This is a genomic window from Klebsiella sp. JB_Kp042 (assembly GCF_040065275.1).
In the GTDB taxonomy this organism is placed as follows: Bacteria; Pseudomonadota; Gammaproteobacteria; order Enterobacterales; family Enterobacteriaceae; genus Klebsiella; species Klebsiella quasipneumoniae.
Map to the genome: position 1 here is coordinate 149492 of NZ_JBEAJL010000027.1, position 21501 is coordinate 170992.

The 21501-nt window shown below is 58.4% G+C and carries 22 protein-coding genes; 13 read left to right on the forward strand and 9 right to left on the reverse strand.

What is annotated here, in order from left to right:
- Positions 1 to 265 precede the first annotated feature (265 nt).
- From cysB to acnA, 3 genes are all read left to right on the forward strand, one after another.
- Positions 266 to 1240 (forward strand): HTH-type transcriptional regulator CysB, encoded by a 975-nt coding sequence (gene cysB / locus ABLV54_RS10725; RefSeq protein ID WP_004203875.1) that lies wholly within the window; start codon positions 266 to 268, stop codon positions 1238 to 1240.
- 245 nt (positions 1241 to 1485) lie between these two features.
- Positions 1486 to 1653: a YmiA family putative membrane protein gene (locus tag ABLV54_RS10730; protein ID WP_002901776.1), complete on the forward strand. Its 168-nt coding sequence runs from the start codon at positions 1486 to 1488 to the stop codon at positions 1651 to 1653.
- Positions 1654 to 2041: 388 nt separating this feature from the next.
- Positions 2042 to 4714, forward strand: a complete 2673-nt coding sequence (gene acnA / locus ABLV54_RS10735) for an aconitate hydratase AcnA (protein ID WP_023289335.1) — start codon at positions 2042 to 2044, stop codon at positions 4712 to 4714.
- A 47-nt stretch (positions 4715 to 4761) separates the two neighbouring features.
- Here the strand turns inward: acnA and ribA are convergent, their stop codons facing one another.
- Complete coding sequence (ribA, locus tag ABLV54_RS10740; protein WP_023289336.1) at positions 4762 to 5364, reverse strand: GTP cyclohydrolase II; 603 nt, start codon at positions 5362 to 5364, stop codon at positions 4762 to 4764.
- A 163-nt stretch (positions 5365 to 5527) separates the two neighbouring features.
- On the opposite strand from ribA, the gene pgpB reads away from it, so the two are divergent.
- The 5 genes from pgpB to yciH all read left to right on the forward strand — a co-directional run bounded on the left by pgpB (position 5528) and on the right by yciH (position 9170).
- A complete protein-coding gene (gene pgpB / locus ABLV54_RS10745; protein WP_050533925.1) occupies positions 5528 to 6295 on the forward strand; it encodes a phosphatidylglycerophosphatase B in 768 nt (255 codons plus the stop codon).
- Positions 6296 to 6430: 135 nt separating this feature from the next.
- On the forward strand, positions 6431 to 6739 hold the full coding sequence (locus tag ABLV54_RS10750; RefSeq protein ID WP_023289338.1) for a LapA family protein: 309 nt from the start codon (positions 6431 to 6433) through the stop codon (positions 6737 to 6739).
- Between the two features lie 6 nt (positions 6740 to 6745).
- Positions 6746 to 7915, forward strand: coding sequence for a lipopolysaccharide assembly protein LapB (lapB, locus tag ABLV54_RS10755; protein ID WP_004203879.1), 1170 nt, complete (start codon positions 6746 to 6748; stop codon positions 7913 to 7915).
- 191 nt (positions 7916 to 8106) lie between these two features.
- Positions 8107 to 8844 (forward strand): orotidine-5'-phosphate decarboxylase, encoded by a 738-nt coding sequence (pyrF, locus tag ABLV54_RS10760; protein ID WP_050533924.1) that lies wholly within the window; start codon positions 8107 to 8109, stop codon positions 8842 to 8844.
- Positions 8844 to 9170 carry a stress response translation initiation inhibitor YciH gene (yciH, locus tag ABLV54_RS10765; RefSeq protein WP_002901782.1) on the forward strand — a complete coding sequence of 109 codons (327 nt, stop codon included), beginning with the start codon at positions 8844 to 8846 and terminating at the stop codon, positions 9168 to 9170. Before pyrF ends, yciH begins: the two co-directional genes overlap by 1 nt.
- Before the next feature lie 129 nt (positions 9171 to 9299).
- Here yciH and osmB read toward each other — a convergent pair whose 3' ends face one another.
- The 7 genes from osmB to ABLV54_RS10800 form a co-directional block, all read right to left on the reverse strand.
- Entirely contained in the window at positions 9300 to 9518 is a 219-nt protein-coding gene (gene osmB, locus ABLV54_RS10770) for an osmotically-inducible lipoprotein OsmB (protein ID WP_002901783.1), read from the reverse strand.
- Positions 9519 to 9789: 271 nt separating this feature from the next.
- A complete protein-coding gene (locus ABLV54_RS10775; RefSeq protein WP_023289340.1) occupies positions 9790 to 10539 on the reverse strand; it encodes a DNA-binding transcriptional regulator YciT in 750 nt (249 codons plus the stop codon).
- A gap of 73 nt (positions 10540 to 10612) precedes the next feature.
- Positions 10613 to 10792: a hypothetical protein gene (locus ABLV54_RS10780; protein WP_004203883.1), complete on the reverse strand. Its 180-nt coding sequence runs from the start codon at positions 10790 to 10792 to the stop codon at positions 10613 to 10615.
- A gap of 157 nt (positions 10793 to 10949) precedes the next feature.
- On the reverse strand, positions 10950 to 12884 hold the full coding sequence (locus ABLV54_RS10785; protein WP_348814088.1) for an exoribonuclease II: 1935 nt from the start codon (positions 12882 to 12884) through the stop codon (positions 10950 to 10952).
- Positions 12885 to 12965: 81 nt separating this feature from the next.
- A complete protein-coding gene (locus tag ABLV54_RS10790; RefSeq protein ID WP_050533922.1) occupies positions 12966 to 14123 on the reverse strand; it encodes a carboxymuconolactone decarboxylase family protein in 1158 nt (385 codons plus the stop codon).
- 188 nt (positions 14124 to 14311) lie between these two features.
- A complete protein-coding gene (gene fabI / locus ABLV54_RS10795; RefSeq protein ID WP_023289343.1) occupies positions 14312 to 15100 on the reverse strand; it encodes an enoyl-ACP reductase FabI in 789 nt (262 codons plus the stop codon).
- A 199-nt stretch (positions 15101 to 15299) separates the two neighbouring features.
- The gene (locus ABLV54_RS10800; RefSeq protein WP_050533921.1) at positions 15300 to 15842 is read right to left on the reverse strand and encodes a HutD family protein; all 543 of its coding nucleotides are present in this window, start codon (positions 15840 to 15842) and stop codon (positions 15300 to 15302) included.
- Positions 15843 to 16051: 209 nt separating this feature from the next.
- Between ABLV54_RS10800 and ABLV54_RS10805 the strand changes: the two genes are divergently transcribed.
- Genes ABLV54_RS10805 through hutH form a run of 5 tightly spaced genes read left to right on the forward strand, consistent with a single transcriptional unit; the run spans position 16052 to position 20661 of the window.
- A complete protein-coding gene (locus ABLV54_RS10805) occupies positions 16052 to 16897 on the forward strand; it encodes a transporter substrate-binding domain-containing protein (RefSeq protein WP_023289345.1) in 846 nt (281 codons plus the stop codon).
- An 11-nt stretch (positions 16898 to 16908) separates the two neighbouring features.
- Positions 16909 to 17628 carry an ABC transporter permease subunit gene (locus tag ABLV54_RS10810; protein WP_050533920.1) on the forward strand — a complete coding sequence of 240 codons (720 nt, stop codon included), beginning with the start codon at positions 16909 to 16911 and terminating at the stop codon, positions 17626 to 17628.
- Positions 17629 to 17637: 9 nt separating this feature from the next.
- Positions 17638 to 18369, forward strand: coding sequence for an ABC transporter permease subunit (locus tag ABLV54_RS10815; protein ID WP_023289347.1), 732 nt, complete (start codon positions 17638 to 17640; stop codon positions 18367 to 18369).
- A gap of 1 nt (position 18370) precedes the next feature.
- Positions 18371 to 19165, forward strand: coding sequence for an ATP-binding cassette domain-containing protein (locus ABLV54_RS10820; RefSeq protein ID WP_017900863.1), 795 nt, complete (start codon positions 18371 to 18373; stop codon positions 19163 to 19165).
- Entirely contained in the window at positions 19162 to 20661 is a 1500-nt protein-coding gene (hutH, locus tag ABLV54_RS10825) for a histidine ammonia-lyase (protein WP_135704297.1), read from the forward strand. Before ABLV54_RS10820 ends, hutH begins: the two co-directional genes overlap by 4 nt.
- Before the next feature lie 29 nt (positions 20662 to 20690).
- Here the strand turns inward: hutH and sapF are convergent, their stop codons facing one another.
- Complete coding sequence (gene sapF, locus ABLV54_RS10830) at positions 20691 to 21500, reverse strand: putrescine export ABC transporter ATP-binding protein SapF (protein ID WP_004203898.1); 810 nt, start codon at positions 21498 to 21500, stop codon at positions 20691 to 20693.
- Position 21501: the final 1 nt, after the last annotated feature.

The window sequence follows — 21501 nt, forward strand, 5'->3', positions numbered from 1 at the left end:
GTTTTCCTTTCTCTCCGCGCTTTTCACCCTCTTATAACCACCTATATTATTTTTCGTTACCGTCTATACAGTGTTGATATAAATGATATAGTGGTTATAGTTAATGCCTTTTTTATTATTAAAACGTCTTATACATCATCGCTTTCAGGATGCGTTGCGGCGCCACTATGGTCAACTGCCGGGAGGCCTGGCCTTCACCGGCGACAAGTTGCCTGAACGTAAAGTGTATTAAGCGGCTTCATTTTACGCGCAAACGGATATCAGCATGAAACTACAACAGCTTCGCTACATCGTTGAGGTGGTTAACCATAACCTGAATGTTTCATCCACCGCCGAAGGGCTTTATACCTCTCAGCCAGGCATCAGTAAGCAGGTGCGTATGCTGGAAGATGAGCTGGGCATCCAAATCTTTGCCCGCAGCGGCAAGCATTTGACTCAGGTGACGCCTGCCGGGCAGGAGATCATCCGTATTGCCCGCGAGGTGTTGTCGAAAGTCGATGCCATCAAATCTGTCGCCGGGGAGCATACCTGGCCGGACAAAGGGTCGCTGTACGTGGCGACCACCCATACCCAGGCGCGCTATGCGTTGCCCGGGGTGATCAAGGGCTTTATTGAACGCTATCCGCGGGTGTCGCTCCATATGCATCAGGGTTCGCCAACCCAGATCGCCGAAGCCGTGTCGAAAGGCAACGCCGACTTCGCCATTGCTACCGAAGCGCTGCATCTGTATGACGACCTGGTGATGCTGCCATGCTATCACTGGAACCGGTCGATCGTGGTGACGCCGGAGCATCCTCTGGCCTCCAGGGGCTCGGTATCAATAGAAGAGCTGGCGCAGTACCCGCTGGTGACCTATACCTTTGGCTTCACGGGCCGCTCCGAACTGGACACTGCGTTTAACCGTGCGGGCCTGACGCCGCGCATTGTCTTTACCGCTACCGATGCCGACGTCATTAAAACCTATGTTCGCCTGGGGCTGGGGGTGGGGGTGATTGCCAGCATGGCGGTAGATCCGGTCTCCGATCCGGACCTGGTGAAGCTGGATGCCAACGGTATTTTCAGCCACAGCACCACTAAAATAGGCTTCCGCCGTAGCACCTTCTTACGAAGCTACATGTATGATTTTATTCAACGTTTTGCACCCCATCTGACCCGGGATGTCGTGGATACCGCAGTGGCGCTACGGTCGAATGAAGATATTGAAGCGATGTTCAAAGATATAAAACTTCCGGAAAAATAACCCCGTTAAAAATAATGGCATTCCGTGTAAGGAGTGCCATTAACTATCATGGCCCTTATTTAACAACTTAAACCTCGAACCAATCACAAAATTAAGAATTTCTGATAACGCGTTTTTCATAATGCCCGTCGCGATCAAATAACCGGTCAAATATATTCCATCAGGCCTAAATTCACTGGATTAATCGTTTATCCATAATTAAGATTTATCTGTACCTGATGATTTGAGCAATTGGTGGTGACAATATGATAAGTAATATCGATTACATGAAACTGGCGATGTCATACGAAAATGACAAAACCGAAATCGATCCCGTTCTGCGTAGTCGCGTATGGGGCGTAGTGTTGGTAGGGTTGGCGATGTTCTGGAGCATCATCGCGCTCACCATCTGCAACATCTGGATTGTCAGCTAAAGCTGTAGGTCATCGTTGTAGATACATGTCATTTTTATGACAGTGAAAGGAAGCTGTAATATAAAATCAGTGACCGGCAATACAGGGAGAATATATTTTGCCGCGGGATTCATCCAACCTGAAATCAATCACAAGAGCTAATCGGCCAGCAGGTAATGATTAGCTCTTTTTTTGTCCTCGTGTACTAATACAATATCGCTTAAAAGACCTCTCTGCACTATTTTGGTGCTATTTCCTCTGCGCGTAGATAATTCCCTTTAACCCCTCTCCGTCACATCAGATTTAGCAATTTGGGTTGTTATCAAAGTGTTATGCCCAGCATGTGTTATCTTTAATGGAGACCCTGAGGAGAATCGGGGTATGCCATCCCTGAGATAAAGGAGGAGCTATGTCGTCAACCCTACGAGAAGCCAGTAAGGATACGCTGCAGGTTAACGCGAAAACCTGGCATTACTACAGTCTGCCGCTGGCGGAGAAGCAGCTGGGCGATCTCAGTCGACTGCCCAAGTCGCTGAAGGTGCTGATGGAGAACCTGTTGCGCTGGCAGGACGGTGACTCGGTGACTGAAGAAGATATTCGCGCCCTTGCCGGTTGGCTGCAGCAGGCCCATGCCGACAGGGAGATTGCTTATCGTCCGGCCCGCGTCCTGATGCAGGACTTTACCGGCGTACCGGCGGTGGTGGATCTGGCCGCCATGCGCGAGGCGGTGAAACGCCTGGGCGGCGATACCGCGAAGGTGAACCCGCTGTCGCCGGTCGACCTGGTGATCGACCACTCGGTGACGGTCGACCGCTTCGGCGATGACGAAGCCTTTGAAGACAACGTCCGCCTGGAAATGGAACGTAACCACGAACGCTACGCTTTTCTGCGCTGGGGGCAGCAGGCCTTCAGCCGCTTCAGCGTGGTGCCGCCGGGCACCGGGATTTGCCACCAGGTCAACCTGGAATATCTCGGACGGGCGGTGTGGAGCGAAGAGGTGAATGGGAAGTGGATGGCGTGGCCGGATACCCTGGTGGGCACCGACTCCCATACCACCATGATTAACGGGCTCGGCGTGCTGGGCTGGGGCGTGGGCGGGATTGAAGCGGAAGCCGCCATGCTTGGCCAGCCGGTGTCGATGCTGATCCCCGATGTGGTAGGCTTTAAGCTCAGCGGCAAATTGCGCGAAGGCATTACCGCTACTGACCTGGTCCTGACGGTCACCCAGATGCTGCGCCAGCACGGCGTTGTCGGAAAATTTGTTGAGTTCTACGGTGACGGTCTGGATACCTTGCCCCTGGCCGACCGCGCCACCATCGCCAATATGGCGCCAGAGTATGGCGCCACCTGTGGTTTCTTCCCGATCGATGACGTGACGCTCAGCTATATGCGCCTCAGCGGACGTAGCGAAGAACAGGTGGCGCTGGTGGAAGCCTATGCCAAAGCGCAGGGCATGTGGCGCCAGCCGGGCGATGAGCCGGTCTTTACCAGTACCCTGGCGCTGGATATGGGCAGCGTTGAAGCAAGCCTCGCCGGGCCGAAGCGGCCGCAGGATCGCGTGGCGCTCGGCGATGTGCCGAAAGCCTTTGCCGCCAGCGGCGAGCTGGAGGTTAACCACCTTCAGCGTCAGCGCCAGCCGGTGGCGTATACGCTGAACGGGCATCACTATTCGCTGCCGGATGGCGCTGTGGCCATTGCGGCGATCACGTCCTGTACCAACACCTCCAACCCCAGCGTGCTGATGGCCGCCGGCCTGCTGGCGAAAAAAGCCGTCGAACGCGGACTGCAGCCGCAGCCGTGGGTGAAAGCTTCTCTGGCCCCGGGCTCGAAAGTGGTGTCGGATTATCTGGCCCATGCCGGCCTGACGCCTTACCTCGACCAGCTTGGCTTCAATCTGGTGGGGTATGGCTGTACCACCTGTATCGGTAACTCCGGCCCGCTGCCGGAACCTATTGAAGAAGCAATCAAAAAAGGCGACCTCACCGTCGGGGCGGTGCTCTCCGGTAACCGTAACTTCGAAGGGCGTATCCACCCGCTGGTGAAAACCAACTGGCTGGCCTCGCCGCCGCTGGTGGTCGCTTACGCGCTGGCCGGGAACATGAACATCGATCTTACCCGCGAGCCGCTGGGGCAGGGCAGCGACGGCGAGCCGGTCTATCTGAGAGATATCTGGCCGAGCGGGGAGGAGATTGCCCGCGCAGTGGAGCAGGTCTCCACGGAGATGTTCCGCAAAGAGTACGCGGAAGTGTTTTCCGGGACAGAGGAGTGGAAGGCGATCAAGGTGGAGGCGTCAGATACCTACGACTGGCAGGAAGATTCGACCTATATTCGCCTGTCGCCGTTCTTTGACGAGATGGGCATCGAGCCGCTGCCGGTGGAGGATATTCACGGCGCGCGGATCCTCGCCATGCTGGGCGATTCAGTGACCACTGACCACATTTCGCCGGCGGGAAGCATCAAAGCCGATAGTCCGGCAGGCCGCTATCTGCAGGAGCATGGGGTTGCCCGGCGCGACTTTAACTCCTACGGCTCCCGTCGCGGTAACCATGAGGTGATGATGCGCGGCACCTTCGCCAATATCCGCATCCGCAACGAAATGGTGCCGGGGGTGGAAGGGGGCATGACCCGCCATCTGCCGGACCGCGAACCGGTGGCGATCTACGATGCGGCGATGCTATATAAAGCTGAGGGCATACCGCTGGCGGTGATTGCTGGTAAGGAGTATGGCTCAGGCTCCAGTCGCGACTGGGCGGCGAAGGGGCCGCGCCTGCTGGGGATCCGGGTGGTGATCGCCGAGTCCTTCGAACGTATCCACCGCTCCAACCTAATCGGGATGGGGATTCTGCCGCTGGAGTTCCCGCAGGGCGTCACCCGTAAAACGCTACAGTTGACCGGCGAAGAGCGGATTGATGTCAGTAACCTGCAGTCGCTGCAGCCCGGCGCCACGGTGCCAGTGACCCTCACCCGCGCTGACGGCTCGCAGGAGGTGATCGCCTGCCGGTGTCGTATCGATACGGCGACCGAACTCACCTACTACCGCAACGACGGCATTTTGCACTACGTTATCCGCAATATGCTGTAAAACGAAGGGCCAGCATCGCTGGCCCTCTCTTTACGCTGCCGCCGGTATTATTCCGCCGGCTTGCTGTTCAGCAGATGGCCCATCTTGGCGGCTTTGGTGTCCAGATAGTGGGCGTTTTTCGGGTTGCGCCCGACGATCAGCGGAACGCGCTCCACAATGTTAATCCCGGCTTCGCTGAGGATTTCCACTTTTTTCGGGTTGTTGGTTAATAACCGCACTTGCTCAACGTTGAGCAGCTTGAACATATCGGCGCACAGGGTGAAGTCGCGTTCATCGGCGGCGAAGCCTAGCTGATGGTTCGCTTCGACAGTGTCATAACCCTGATCCTGCAGCGCGTAGGCGCGGATCTTATTCAATAAACCAATGTTGCGACCTTCCTGACGATGATAGAGCAGGATCCCCCGGCCTTCTTCGGCGATATGCGACAGGGCCGCCTCCAGCTGAAAGCCGCAATCACAGCGCAGGCTAAACAGGGCATCGCCCGTCAGACATTCTGAATGGACGCGGGCGAGCACCGGCGACTGCCCTGAAATATCGCCGTATACCAGCGCGACATGATCCTGTCCGGTTGCCAGTTCTTCAAAACCCACCATCAGGAAATCGCCCCAGGGGGTTGGCAGTTTGGCTTCTGCCACACGTTTAAGCTGCATGTGATTCTCCAGATTCTGTCAGCACCTGAATGTGCTTTCTGTTTACCGCTATTTTGCCACAACGCCGGGACGTTCTCCTAATCACGAACGGTTAGCCGCGCGGAAAGCGCACAAACGATCTACTTTCCGCTATGATGTTCATCTACAAGGAGAAGGAGAGAAAATGCTGTTGATTGCCCGACGAACCGCTCTCGCGGCGGCGCTGCTGCTGGTCATGCCCCTCACGGTCTGGCTGTCTGGTTGGCTGTGGCAGCCAGGACTGCCGGTGGTATGGCTGAAAAGCCTCTGGTGGGTGACGGAAACGGTGACCCAGCCGTGGGGAATTATCACCCATGTTGTGCTGTGCGCCTGGTTTCTCTGGTGCCTGCGCTTTCGCCTGCGCGCGGCGCTGATCCTGTTCCTCATTCTTGCCGCCGCCATCCTGGTGGGACAGGGGACCAAATCCTGGGTCAAGGCGCGGGTTCAGGAGCCGAGACCGTTTGTCATCTGGCTGGAAAACGCAAGGCAGGTGCCGGTGACGCAATTCTACGCGTTAAAGCGCAAAGAACGCGCTAAACTGGTGCATGAGCAGCTGGCGCAGGCGCAGGACATCCCGCCGTTTTTACGCAAACACTGGCAGAAAGAGACCGGGTTTGCATTCCCGTCAGGCCATACGATGTTCGCCGCCAGCTGGGCGCTGCTCGCTGCCGGGCTGCTGTGGCCGCGTCGGCGCAGGGGCACGATCGCGGTGCTGCTGGCGTGGGCGACGGCGGTAATGGGGAGTCGCCTGGCGCTCGGTATGCACTGGCCGCTGGATCTCATCGTCGCTACGCTGATCTCCTGGCTGCTGGTCACGGTGGCCTGCTGGCTGACGCAGCGTCTTTGCGGGCCGCTCTCGCCGCCGGGGGAAGAGGCGCAGGATATTAAAAAACGGATGCCTGAAGCGGAATAATGTTGATTTTAGCGGCATCCGACCGCATATCCTGTCGAGTTGCCGTGCTTTTTCGTTCCACCGCTGCGGCGAAAATGATACTTTATAGGGCTGAAAGCGGGCTTTTTACGCGCAACCCACAGAACGGGAAGTCATGTGAAATATTTACTCATTTTCTTACTGGTGTTAGCAATCTTCGTCATTTCAGTGACGCTGGGGGCGCAGAATGACCAACAGGTCACTTTCAACTATTTGCTCGCTCAGGGTGAATTCCGCATTTCGACGCTGCTGGCGGTGCTGTTCGCCGCGGGCTTTGCTATCGGCTGGCTGATCTGCGGCCTGTTCTGGCTGCGGGTGCGCGTCTCGCTCGCGCGCGCGGAGCGGAAAATTAAGCGCCTTGAGCACCAGATTGCTCCTGTCAGCCCGGCGGCTGTCGAGGCAGGCGTGCCTGCGGTGAAGGAATAACCTCTTATGCTGGAGTTGTTGTTTCTGCTTTTACCCGTTGCCGCCGCCTACGGCTGGTACATGGGGCGCAGAAGTGCACAACAGTCCAAACAGGACGACGCGAGCCGCCTGTCACGGGATTACGTGGCGGGGGTAAACTTTCTGCTTAGCAACCAGCAGGATAAAGCCGTCGATCTGTTCCTTGATATGCTGAAAGAGGATACCGGCACCGTTGAGGCCCACCTGACCCTCGGCAACCTGTTCCGCTCGCGCGGCGAGGTCGACCGCGCGATCCGTATTCACCAGAGTCTGATGGAAAGCGCGTCGCTCACCTACGACCAGCGCCTGCTGGCGGTGCAACAGCTGGGGCGCGACTATATGGCCGCCGGGCTGTATGACCGCGCGGAAGATATGTTCAAACAGCTGGTGGATGAGACCGATTTTCGCCTCGGCGCGCTGCAGCAGCTGCTGCAGATCTACCAGGCGACCAGCGACTGGCAGTCGGCTATCGAGGTGGCTGAACGGCTGGTGAAGCTGGGGAAAGAGAAGCATCGTGGCGAAATCGCCAACTTTTGGTGCGAACTGGCCCTGCAGCAGATGGCGGCCAACGATCTGGATAAGGCGATGGCGCTGTTGAAGAAAGGCGCCGCCGCGGACCGCAACAGCGCCCGGGTTTCGATCATGATGGGCCGGGTGTGGATGGAGAAGGGCGACTACGCCAAAGCGGTGGAGAGCCTCGAGCGGGTTATCGATCAGGATAAAGAGCTGGTGGGTGAGACGCTGGAGATGCTGCAGACCTGCTACCAGCAGCTCGGCAAAGCCGATGAATGGGAAGTTTTCCTGCGCCGCTGTGTGGAGGAGAACGCCGGGGCGACCGCCGAACTGATGCTGGCGCAGATCCTTGAGCAGCGGGAAGGGGTCGAAGCGGCGCAAAACTACGTGACCCGGCAGCTTGAGCGCCACCCGACCATGCGCGTTTTCCATAAGCTGATGGACTACCATCTCAACGAAGCGGAAGAAGGGCGGGCGAAAGAAAGCCTTGGGGTGCTGCGAAACATGGTCGGCGAACAGGTGCGCAGCAAACCGCGCTACCGTTGTCAGAAATGCGGCTTTACCGCTCATACTCTCTACTGGCATTGTCCTTCCTGCCGCTCCTGGGCGACCATCAAACCTATTCGCGGCCTCGACGGCCAGTAAGGTCAAAAAAAACAGACGATTTAGTTACAACATACTTATCATTTCTTTCCCGTCACCGCCTGCAGCCCCGGCATCGCCATCGGCCGCGCAGGGCAAAACAGCAGCCTGTTATTTTGTTAGCTTCACAGGTAGAATGCTGCCCGTTTACCTTTTTTGCGCCCTCTGGCGCCCATCAACACTAAGGTCTGGTCATGACGTCAACAGCTATCCCATCTTCCCGCGCTGTCACTTCCTCTCCCGTTGTGGTTGCGCTCGACTATGATAATCGCGATAAAGCGCTGGCATTTGTCGACCGCATCGACCCGCGCGACTGCCGCCTGAAGGTGGGCAAAGAGATGTTCACCCTGCTGGGACCGCAGTTTGTCCGCGATCTGCATCAGCGTGGGTTTGAGGTGTTCCTGGACCTTAAGTTTCACGATATTCCCAACACTACCGCCCGCGCGGTGGCGGCCGCTGCCGAGCTTGGCGTATGGATGGTGAATGTCCATGCCTCCGGCGGCGCGCGGATGATGATCGCGGCACGCGAAGCGCTGCTGCCCTTTGGTCAAGACGCGCCGCTGCTCATCGCTGTTACCGTCCTCACCAGCATGGAGTCCAGCGACCTGCAGGATCTGGGCATTACCTTATCCCCGGCTGACTACGCGGCGAAGCTGGCGGCGCTGACCCAACGCTGCGGCCTCGACGGGGTGGTGTGTTCAGCTCAGGAGGCGGTACGCTTTAAGCAAGAGCTGGGGCAGGCGTTCAAGCTGGTCACCCCGGGTATCCGTCCGCAGGGCAGCGACGCTGGCGATCAGCGGCGGATCATGACTCCCGAGCAGGCTCAGGCGGCAGGGGTGGACTATATGGTTATTGGCCGCCCGGTTACCCAGTCGACCGATCCAGCCGCGACGCTGCGGGCGATCAACGATTCTCTGCGCAAGGGGGCATAATGAGCGATTCCAACAGCCGTCTGGTCTACTCCACCGAAACCGGGCGTATCGACGAGGCGAAACCGGCGCCGGTGCGCCCGAAAGGCGACGGTATTGTGCGGATCCAGCGCCAGACCAGCGGCCGCAAGGGCAAAGGCGTCTGTCTGATTAGCGGAATTGATGCCGACGATGCGGCGCTCACTGCGCTGGCGGCAGAGCTGAAGAAGAAATGCGGCTGCGGCGGCGCGGTGAAAGATGGCGTGATCGAGATCCAGGGCGACAAACGGGATTTACTGAAGTCGCTGCTCGAGGCGAAAGGGATGAAGGTGAAGTTAGCCGGCGGCTAATTGTTATTTCAACCCTAATTAATGGCCTGGTGAAATAACAAGGCCGCGGTGAATGCCGCGGCCTTGAATGTTTTAACGTGCGTAAGTCAATTCGTGTGAATTATTCTTTTATTTCGTCAGATAAATATATTATTTGCCGACCTGGTGACCAATAATACCACCGACTGCTGCGCCACCCAAGGTACCGAGTGCGCTACCGTCAGTTAACACCGCACCGCCGATGGCGCCGGCACCTGCGCCGATAGCAGTGTTACGATCGCGTTTAGACATGTTAGAGCAAGCGCTCAGAGACATTGCTACAGTGACAGCCAGAACAACAGCAGCCATTTTTTTGCTCGTTGAAGTCATCATTTTTTTCTCCTGAATAATCTATTCATGGATTACAGCGCTCCTGTAAGCATAGCCTGATAAAGCAGCTTTAGGGCAATTCCATGAAGTTAGGGTGCGCAGGTATCACGAAAATCACGCAGGTGATAGTCACTTCCTGTTATATCGCTAATAATAATTTTACTTTTTTTAAAATTTAGCGTCAGGTAAAAAGTCTTAATTACCGGCTCGGAATACTCTCAGAGCGTTAACGCGCCCGTCCGACGCTTGGCTGGGACGGGGCGGAGGCACATCAGACGTAGGGTACAATATCCACAGTCAGGCCGCTGCGCAGCAACTGCTCACGGCAGTCGTTCGGCAGACGATCGTCGGTGATAACACGATTGAAGCGGCCGGCTGGCCCAAGCGGATAGGGGTGCACCGCGCTGAATTTTGAGCTATCGCTGAGGATAATCGCTTCGCAGTGCTTCTCCAGAACGGCGTTAACCACGTCCGCACGCATCATATCGCGACCGGTAAAGCCGGTTTCCGCCTGCCAGCCATCGATCCCGATAAAGGCTTTACTGAAATGCACCTGCTGGATGAACTGGCGGGTCAGTGGGCCAACCATACTTTCACTGCGTTTCTGGTAAATCCCGCCCAGCAGGATCACCTCTCCCGGCGTCTCTTTCAGCAGATGGGCGATATAGCTGCTGACGGTGATGATGGTGATATCGCCGCGTTCGGCCAGGGTGCGCGCCAGCAGGGCGTTGCTGCTGCCGTTTTCGATAAATACCGTTTCGCCGGCATTCACCAGCGCCGCGGCGCGGCTGGCCAGTTCACGCTTAATGGCGAAATGGGTCATCATGCGGGTTTCGACATCTTCACTGTCCAGTGGGACGGCGTAGCCATGGGTACGGCGCAGATAGCTCTGCTTCTCCAGCAGGTTCAGATCCTGACGGATGGTGACCTCTGAAACTCCGGTCATCTTCGCCAGATCGGCGACGCTCATGCGGCCTTTATCGATGACCACTTGCAAAATACTTTGTTGTCGGGCGTTCATAGCAACATCACTGTTAGGGGGCTATACGGCGAGCAACCGGTCAGCATCGCCGGTTGCGGCATGTGGGCGATAATCAGATTTCCCAGGGCGCTTTGGGTGGTTTGTTTTGCTCGGCGTCGTCTGCCGCCAGCGCCAGCAGCTCCGCTTTGAGGATCTCCAGATTATGGATCGCAGAGTGGTAATCACCGGCAACCAGAATATCCAGCACGGTATCGATACGTTGGGCGAGCAGGTGGGCATTCACATCTGACATGGCATTATCCTGGTAACAAAAACGAATGAAATCAATGATGCTAAAAATGGGTGAAAAAGAGAAGCGAAAAAACGCACAACCTTAATCGGCGCGACGGAAATGGCGGGACAGGGAGGAAAGAAGGAGCGGTTCCCGGAGGAACCGCTGTGATGAGACGTCAGGCAGCCGGACGAGCAATGATGCTACGAGTTTCCATGCGGACTTCAGCGATAGTGACATCGATAACATCGGTCACTTTGTAGACCACTTCTCCCTTAATCTGCACGGTGCCGTTTTCCTGGCTGCAGACCAGTTCGTCGCGCACGGCGTGAAGGAACGGGGCCGGAATAAAGGCGACCGCGCCATTGTCCACCAGGCGCACGCGCATCCCGCCACGGCTGATGTCGATGATCTCCGCCGCAAAGCGGGTATCGGTGCCGGCTTTATCGTTGAGGAAACGGGCATACAGCCAGTCGGCGACATCGCGTTCGGCCATGCGGTTGAGACGACGGCGCTCCGCCATATGCACGGTGGCTTCATCCTGCGGGCGCGCAATGGTTTCGCCTTTGATGATGGCCTTAAGCAGACGGTGGTTGATCATGTCGCCATACTTACGGATCGGCGAGGTCCAGGTGGCGTAGGCCTCAAGACCGAGACCAAAGTGCGGGCCCGGCTCGGTGCTGATTTCAGCAAACGACTGGAAACGACGTATGCGGCTGTCGAGGAAACCGGTCGGCTGGGCGTCCAGTTCGCGGCGCAGCTTGCAGAAACCTTCCAGGGTGAGCACTTCCGTCGGATCAACGTGTACGTCGTGGGTCTTCAGCAGGGCCGCCAGCTGTTCGGTATTCGCCGGGTCGAAGCCGGTGTGGACGTTATAAACGCCGAAGCCGAGCTTGTCGCGCAGAACGCGGGCGGCACAGATGTTGGCGGCGATCATCGACTCTTCGACAATACGGTTGGCAATACGACGCGGTTCCGCGACGATGTCCAGCACTTCGCCTTTTTCGCAGAGGACGAAACGGTAATCCGGGCGGTCTTTAAACACCAGCGCGTGGGTCTGACGCCATTCGCTGCGACGCTGACACACGTCCTTCAGCAGCGTAATTTGCTGCGCGATTGCCTCGCTGCCCGGCTGCCAGCTGCCGCGGCCTTCCAGCCAGTCAGAGACGTCGTCATAGGCCAGCTTGGCTTTCGATTCGATGGTGGCGGCAAAGAACTCGATGTTGTCTTTAATGGTGCCATCGGCCGCCAGGGTCATCCGGCAGGCGAGCACCGGGCGCACTTCATCGGCACGCAGGGAACACAGGTCGTCTGACAGTTCGCGCGGCAGCATCGGGATGTTGAAGCCCGGCAGATAGTTGGTAAAGGCGCGTACTTTTGCGGCGTTGTCCAGCTTGCTGCCTTCGGCAATCCATGCGGTCGGATCAGCGATCGCCACCGTCAGCAACAGTCTGCCGTCGGCGCCAGATTCGACATACAGCGCATCGTCCATATCTTCGGTGCTGGCGCTGTCAATGGTGACGAAGTCGAGGGCGGTCAAATCGCGGCGTGTCAGCCCTTCGTCAAGCATCTCGGTGGCGACGCCGTCCGGTGCCTCTTTTTCCAGATTATGGCGCGCCAGCGTCACCCACCACGGGACGAAGTGGTCGTCGCTGAAGGTGATGAACTGGGTCAGCTCCGCGTAAAATCCGCGGTCGCCTTTTAACGGATGACGGCGCATTTCAGCGACGGCCCAGTCACCCTGTTTGAAATCATGCTCAACGCCACGGGCGGCGCGGCAGGGAATGGCGTCTTTCAGCAGCGGATGGTCAGGAACGATAGCGAGGCGATCGTCTTTCTTCTGGACTTTACCGACGAAACGGGTCAGGAAAGGCTCAACCAGTGATTCCGGCTCGGCGCTTTCGCGTTCTTTTTCAGAGTGGATCACCGCAACGATACGGTCGCCATGCATCACTTTTTTCATCTGCGGCGGCGGAATGAAGTAGCTCTTCTGAGCGTCCACTTCGAGGAAGCCAAAGCCCTTTTCCGTGCCCTTAACGACCCCTTCCGCGCGCGGCGTCTGGGAATGCAGTTGCTGTTTAAGCTGCGCTAGCAGCGGGTTATCCTGAAACATAATTAGGTATTTTCGTGGCTAAAAGAGCGGCTGACATTTTTACGCGATTATGCCTGTCGCAGCAAGCGCTGTTTCAGCAATTTACGTCTGCTGACGCACATTGCCGAGGGCGATTTTCAGACGATTCATCCAGCCGCACAGCCCGCTCCAGGTTAACAGATCGATCGCTTGTTCCGCTGAGAGTCCATATGCGCCGAGGGGTGTTAACTGGGCGGCGCTAAACCGGTCCGGGGAGCGGGTTAACAACTGTACCGCGGTAACGAGCGCGCGCGACTGAGGATGCTGCCCAAGCCAGCGATGGAGAGCCTGATCGCCCTCCCGTAAATGGCTGGCGAACGCTTCTTCACCGTGCCAGTGGGGGAGCCAGGCGTCAAAACAGGTGGCGCTGCCATTGGTGCGCGCGGTGAGTAAGGCGACCTGCGGGCCAAAGGTATCGTTGCCGCTGAGCTGGCGTAACAGCGTCTCCAGCGGCGCCATCAACTGCGGGTCGCAGGCCAGCAGCGGAGCCAGCGGGCCCAGGCCGGGCAGCGACTGCCAGCTGGCGATGCGCCGCTGGCGCTCGTCATCGGCATACTGCAGATCGGGATCTTCTATGTCGGTTTGCCACTCTCCCGGCGGGATGGCGAACAGGCCGGCGGGCGCCTCCTCTTGCTGCGGCATGCCGGGGATCCAGCGCACCGGGAAGCCCTGCGCCGCCTGCAGCACGGCAATCGCCCGCGCCTGGAAGCCGACGAAACCGATAATCTGGTTGATTAGGATAATATCCCGGCTGGTCAGGCCCACTTCGTCCAGCTGGCTGCGGGAAAGGGCGTTAATGACGGAGGGTGAACCGGCGAGCTGACGGGCGTATTGGGTGATCTGCGCCAGACGACGGTTGCTCTCGCGCGAAGAGTCGGGCCCCGGCAGGGGCGCCAGGCGGGCGGCATAGTGGTTACACAGTCGCTGGACGCCGTAGACCTGGGCGACGGTCAGCGCAGTGCTCAGGCGATCGTAGGCGGTAAAGGTTTGCAGGCGGCTTACCGGCACCTGGTCGGGAAACAGCCCCTCGGCGAGCTGGCGCGCGGGGCGTAGCCAGCCTGTATGGGCGTGTAGCCAGGCGTCCGGCAGCGTCAGGTCCAGCAAAAAGCGGTCTTCAACATGGGCGGCTTCAGGGACGAGCGGCAGGACATCCACCGGGCAGATTGTTGACTGGGTTTCGTGATACCAGTGGTTTTTGCCATTCACGCGGCGTGGCTCCATGGGCTTTCCTTGTTCGGTATGTGGCGAACCGCCGTTCCGCGGATCGTTTATGCAGAACTATCCTGGCGTAACCCGGAAGCAGGAGAAAATATTGATACGTGCTAACAAATAGCCGATTGGAATAACAGGGGGAGCGCAAGGCGTGGGAAGGGAAAACCCTCCTCACCGGGGCGAGGAGGGGAAGGAACTTATTTCAGTTCCAGCTCGTTCATAGCGGCGATACTGAACCCGCCATCAACGTGAACGACTTCACCGGAGATACCCGCAGACAGGTTGGAGCACAGGAAGGCTGCGCTGTTACCCACGTCTTCAATGGTGACGGTGCGACGGATCGGGGTGACCGCTTCGCAGTGCGCCAGCATTTTACGGAAATCTTTGATACCGGACGCGGCCAGGGTACGGATCGGACCGGCGGAGATAGCGTTGACGCGAACGCCTTCCGGACCCATCGCGTTCGCCATATAGCGCACGTTCGCTTCCAGAGAGGCTTTCGCCAGACCCATCACGTTGTAGTTCGGGATCGCGCGCTCGGCGCCCAGGTAGGAGAGCGTCAGCAGAGCAGAATCCGGGTTCAGCATCGTGCGGCAGGCTTTAGCCATCGCCACGAAGCTGTAGGCGCTGATGTCGTGCGCGATTTTGAAACCTTCGCGGGTGACCGCGTTGACGTAGTCGCCGTCTAACTGGTCAGCCGGGGCATAACCGATAGAGTGGACGAAACCATCGAATTTTGGCCAGACTTTTTCCAGCTCGGTGAACAGCGCGGTGATGCTCTCATCTTCAGCAACGTCGCACGGCAGCACAATGTCAGAACCCAGCGCGGCAGCAAACTCTTCAACGCGACCTTTCAGTTTTTCATTCTGATAGGTGAATGCCAGTTCCGCGCCTTCGCGGTGCATTGCCTGCGCAATACCGTAGGCGATGGACAGTTTGCTGGCGACGCCAGTGATCAAAATGCGCTTACCGGAAAGAAAACCCATAGCTTTAATCCTTATCGTTATCGCTTATTTTTACTTTAACAATCATAACGTTAACATTGTTATTTCAAAATAACTCAAATTTAGCCGGGAATTATATCCCACTGACGACCCCTTGTGTCACGATATTTTTCAGCCGGCCCGCGCCGCGCGGGGTAAAAGCCGATCGCGCTGGCTCAAGTATACCATTTTTCTCTGCTGACTATTTGAGCGCAATCGCCGCCAGCAGCAGACGCCCATCGGCGCTGAGAGGCCGCAACTCCCCCGGAGCGTCGCCGTGCCAGCAGAGCCCGCTGCCGACGGCGCAGCGCCGTCCGGCCAGATCCCATTCACCCTGCAGTACATAAGCAACCCCGTTAGTGGCCGGTCGCTGCCTGTCGCTCACCACTTCAACCTGCGCGAGGGCTCGCCCGCGCTGGGTCATGACATTGAAGTCCAGTCCAGGCTCAACGATCCCGACGCTGGACAGCGCCCATTCGCCGGGAAACGCCCACGGCTGCCAGCGCGCCAGCGGATGGTCGATCTCCTCCCCGCGTAGCCGTAGCGGTTGCCCCGCCAGCAGGACGATCGTTCGGTCGACGCCGGGAAAAGGGGAGAATGGGCCATCGGCCTGCAGGGTGGCAATGCTCGCGCGCCAGAGAAAAGGCGCATCTACGGAAGGAACGGCGATAATTTCCCGGGTGGCGCCGGCGCCGTTCTTCCATGGCGTGACGGGCAAGGTAGCGTAATCAAAATAGGTGATCATAGTTTGCTCGGCGGAAGTCGGAAGTGGATAGTATTTGTTACACGCTTGTCTCAAAGCTCTTACAAATTATTTACAACAGGGCTCACAAATCCATCATTGAGCGCGTGTGCGGGTTTGTCAATGCTTGTATATACATGAGCAGTCATCTGCGAATTATCTTATCGCCTTGACCAGAGCCATCATGACAAAACGCGATCGGGAGAATGAAAATGCAACAGCGTATTACTTTCCGCCAGGCCTGCCTGGTCACCCTGTTTTCGGGGCTACTGCTGTCTGGTGGCTCAACATACGCTAAAGAGTGGAAATCGATCACCATCGCTACGGAAGGCGGCTATGAACCCTGGAATCTGACGCTTCCCGGAGGGAAACTCAGCGGTTTCGAGCCCGAGCTTATGGCGAATTTATGCCAGCGGATGCAGATCGAATGCAAACTGGTGGTGCAGAACTGGGATGGCATGATTGCCGGACTTAACGCCGGAAAATATGACGTGATCATGGATGCTATCGTCGTCACCCCAGAGCGCTCGAAGGTCGTGGCGTTTACCCAGGCATACGCAGCCACGCCGGCCTCTTTCATTGCGGTAAAAGGGTCGCTGCTACCGCCTTCGCCGGCGGTCAAGCTTCATGATAATGAGAAAGAGATTCAGGCGGCGATTGCGCCGCTGCGCGCGGCGTTGAAAGGGAAAACCATCGGCATCGCGTCCGGCACCGTGTACACCCCGTTTATTGATAAGTATTTCAAGGATATCGCTGACGTCCGGGAATATAACAATTCAGCGGATGCGATCCTCGACCTGCAGGCTGAACGCATCGACGCGGTGTTTGATGATATTACCTTTGCCAACACCACCCTGTCGCGCCCGGAGAATAGCAATCTGGCATTGAGCGGTCCGCTGATGAGCGGCCCAATCTGGGGAGGCGGTGAGGCGATGGGCGTGCGCCTCGCCGATACCGAACTCAAAGCGAAACTGGATAGCGCCATTCAGGCGGCGCTGGCCGATGGGACGGTAAAAAAACTGAGTGAGAAATGGTTTAAAAGCGACGTGACTCCCTGAGCGAGGCAAACATGTTAAATCTTCTGAGTTTGGGTGAAAACGGGTGGGGGACGCTGATCCTCAGCGCAACGCTGACTACGTTGCTGCTGTCGCTCGCGGCGCTGGCCGTCGGTGCGGGGGTGGGCGGCGTTATCGCCGCCGCGAAGCTGTCCCGCCACGCGCCAGCGCGCTGGTTCGGCGCCGCCTGGTCGGTGGTATTCCGCGGTATCCCTGAATTACTGGTGATCTATCTGTTTTATTTTGGCGGCTCAGGGATGATTTCATGGCTGGGGCGCCTGTTTGGCGCAGACGGCTTTATTGAGGTTCCGCCATTTCTGATTGGCGCTCTGGCGATTGGCTTGATCTCCTCCTCGTATCAGGCGGAAGTCTACCGTGCTGCTCGTCTGGCGCTGATGCCCGGTGAAGTGGAGGCGGCTTCCGCCATTGGCATGCCGCGCTGGCGGATCCTGCAGCGCATCCTGTTGCCGCAGATTGTCCGTTATTCGCTGCCGGGTTTGTCCAACGTCTGGCAAATGAGCCTCAAAGACTCGGCGCTGGTATCGGTGACCGGGATGATTGAACTGATGCGCGCCAGCCAGATTGCCGCTGGCTCTACCCGCGATTATTTCCTGTTCTATCTCATCGGCGGCGGCTGCTATTTGATCCTGACGCTGCTCTCTAACCGCGCGTTTACCCGGGCGGAGAGCCGTCTGAACCGCGCCTGGCTGCGTCGCAGCGCCGCGCAGGCGTAAGGAGCCCATATGATTATCGATTTTGCCTTTCTCGGTGAGACGTTGTTGAAGCTCGGCGCGGCGCTGCCGGTGACGCTGGGACTCTTTATCTGCTCTTTTTTGCTCGGCGGCGTGTTGGCTCTTGGCGTTCTGGCGTTGCGAATGAGCCGCTGGCCGCTGGCAAGCGGTTTCGCCAAAGGCTATATCCTGATCTTTCGCGGTTCGCCATTGCTGATCCAGTTGTTTCTTATTTATTACGGGCTGGGTCAGTTTGGGGTGATCCGCCACAGTTTCCTGTGGCCGCTGCTGCGCGAACCCTTTATCTGCGCCGTTCTGGCGCTGGCGCTCTGTACGGCGGCCTATACCGCGGAAATTCTGCGCGGCGGGTTGCTGGCGATACCGCCGGGCCAGATTGAAGCCGGCCAGGCTTGCGGTATGTCGCGCTGGCTGCTGCTGCGGAGGATCATTGCCCCGGTGATGCTGCGCTATGCGCTGCCAGCCTACTCCACGGAGGCCATTTTATTGGTCAAGTCGACGGCGCTGGCAAGCCTGGTGACCGTCTGGGACGTCACGGGGGTGGCCCAACAGATTATTCAGCGTACCTACCGGACGATGGAGGTATTCCTCTGCGCGGCGGCCATCTACCTGCTGCTCAATTTCATCATTGTGCAGCTGTACGCCCTGCTTGAACGACGTTTAACCCCGCATACCCGGCAAAATCCGGCGACCGTGTCGCTCAAGCCGATAACCAAAGGAGAGTAAGATGCTCGATTCACGTCCGGTGACCTTATCGGTCAGCGATATTCATAAGTCCTTTGGCTCCCTGGATGTCCTGAAGGGGATCACCATCCAGGCGCAGCAGGGCGATGTCATTTCGATCCTCGGCGCCAGCGGATCCGGTAAAAGTACGCTGCTGCGCTGCATTAACCTGCTGGAAACGCCCGATGCCGGAGTGGTCAGCGTCGGCGGCGAGACGATTGAAATGAAGCATCATGCCCGCGGGCATCGGCTGGCGGCGAACCCCCGGCAGATAGAGCGCCTGCGCTCGCGGCTGGGGATGGTCTTCCAAAGTTTTAACCTCTGGTCGCATATGACGGTTCTGCAGAATGTCATTGAGGGGCCGCATTATGTGCTCAAACGGGACAAACGGACCTGCATTGAACAGGCTGAGCAGTTGCTGGAGCGAGTGGGGATGTTGAACCGAAAGGATTTCTATCCTGCGCAGCTCTCCGGCGGCCAGCAGCAGCGCGTGGCGATAGCCCGCGCGCTGGCCATGGAGCCGGACGTCATGCTCTTTGATGAACCTACCTCCGCGCTGGATCCCGAACTGGTCGGCGAGGTGCTAAAGGTGATGCGCAGCCTGGCGGAGGAGGGACGGACGATGCTGGTGGTCACCCACGAGCTGGGATTCGCCCGCCATGTTTCCAACCGGGTGGTCTTTATGCACCAGGGGACGATTGACTGCGACGGTGCGCCAGAGGCGCTGTTTGGCAGCCAGGGGTCCGCGCGCTTCAAGCAATTTATCTCCAGCCACCAACAGCCAGGACAGGTCGTATGAAAATGATCCAGTGGGGCGATGCGCCGATACGCTGGCAGGAGGTGGCTTGCGTTGCGCGGGGCGAGGCGACCTTGAGCCTCAGCGACAGCGCCTGGTCGCGTATCGCGCAAGGGCGGGCGATTGTCCAGCATATCGTTAAAGCCGGCCAGGTAGCCTATGGGATCAACACCGGGCTGGGGGCGCTGTGCAATATTACGCTGCCGGAAGCGCAGCTACACCAGCTGTCGCGCAATACGTTGCTCAGCCACGCCTGCGGGGTGGGACCGTTGCTGGAGGTCGCCCCAACCCGGGCAATTATGTGCGCCGCGGTGGCCAATTTCAGCCACGGTAAATCCGGGATCTCCGCCGGGATAGTGCAGCAGCTGTTGGCGTTTTTGCAGCATGGCGTCACCCCTCAGGTGCCCTCCCAGGGGTCAGTTGGCTATTTAACGCATATGGCGCACATTGGCCTGGCCCTGATGGGGGTTGGCGATGTGCTCTGGCAGGGGCGAACGTGGTCAGCGGCAGAGGTCCTGTCGCAGCTAGATCTGCAGCCCATCGCGCCGGGAGCGAAAGAGGGGCTGAGCCTGGTCAACGGTACGCCGTGCATGACCGGTCTGGCCTGTCTGGCGTTAGACGACGCCGAGCGCTTAATGAACTGGGCCGATGTAACCGGCGCGATGAGCTTTGAAGCGCTGCGCGGCCAGCTTGTGGCATTCGATGCCGAGATCCTGGCGCTGAAAGCCAGCCCCGGGATCCAGACCAGCGGCCAGCGGCTGCGTGAGCTGCTGGCGGACAGCCGTCTGCTGGCCGAAAGTGAAGGACTTCGCACCCAGGATGCGCTAAGCCTTCGCTCGATGCCTCAGGTGCATGGCGCCTGCCGCGATCAGTTTAGCCACGCGCAGACGCAGATAAATATCGAACTCAACGCCTGTACTGATAATCCGCTGATCCTGGGAACCGTTGAGCAGTGGCGGGTGGTCTCCCAGGCGCATCCGCACGGCGAATCGGTGGCGATGGCCTGCGATTTGCTGGCCATTGCCATGGCTGAGCTGGGCGCCATCGCTGAACGACGCCTTGACCGGCTGGTGAATCCTCTGGTGAGCGGGTTGCCGCCGTTCCTGGTCGCCCGACCGGGCGTGAATTCAGGCATGATGATTGCCCAGTACGTCGCCGCGTCGTTGTGCGCGGAAAACAAGCAGCTGGCGCAGCCGGCGGTGCTGGATAATTTTGTTACCTCGGGTCTGCAGGAGGATCATTTAAGCCTGGGCACCGGCGCAGCGCTGAAACTGCAGCGCCTGCTGGGCAACCTCTATCAGATCCTGGGCATCGAATATTTACTCGCCGCCCAGGGGCTCGATTTTTACGAGCCGCAGAAGCTGGCGGCGGGCACGCGCCGGGCGCGAGACCTGCTGCGCGAAAGCGTGCCTGGCTGGGAGGACGATCGCTGGCTGGCGCCGGACATCGCCAGCGCGGTGGCCATCCTTAAGCGAACCGCTGGCCACGCGCCGGCGTGAGGTCTGCGGGCGAGGTGAATGAGACGGCGCTATTTGCCGTCTTTGCGCCAGGCGTCGGCGGTGAGAGCCTCACCGAAGTGGCCGGCGATCAGGCGTCGGGTCAGGTCGTGCAGCGGTGAGGCCAGCACATCGGCGGTGCTGCCGCGCTCAACCACTTCCCCGTTATGCATCACCAGCACCTGATCGCTGATGTGCTTCATCATTCCCAGGTGCTGGGTGACATAGATGTAAGAGATGCCCTGTTTCTCCTGCAGCTCCAGCATCAGGTTGATGAGCTGGGAACGCATCGACATATCCAGCGAGGCCAGCGCCTCATCGCAGACGATGACCTTCGGGCGCAGGATCAGCGCCCGGGCGAGGCCAAGACGCTGCTTCTGACCCGGGGCCAGCATATGGGGATAGTAGCTGACGTGGTCCGGCAGCAGGCCGACCATGCGCAGGGTGTCGATGATCTGTTTCTGCCGCGCTTCGGCGTCGAGGTCGGTATTCAGCCGCAGCGGAAAATCGAGGATCTGCGAGATGCGCTGGCGCGGGTTTAGCGACGTCGACGGATCCTGAAAGATCATGCGAATCTTCTGGCTGCGGTAGGAGTAATCCCCGAAGGTCAGCGGATGGTCATCGATCAGCACCTCGCCGCTGGTGGGCTCCACCATGCCCGCCAGCATCTTCGCGAGGGTGGATTTTCCGGAGCCATTCTCGCCGATAATCGCCAGCGTCTGCCGTTCGCGCAGGGTAAAACTCAGCGGCTTAACCGCCTCCACCGTCTGGCGGTGAAACCAGCCGGTGCGATAGCGAAAGGTCTTACTGAGTTGGCGCACTTCCAGCAATGTTTCGACCATT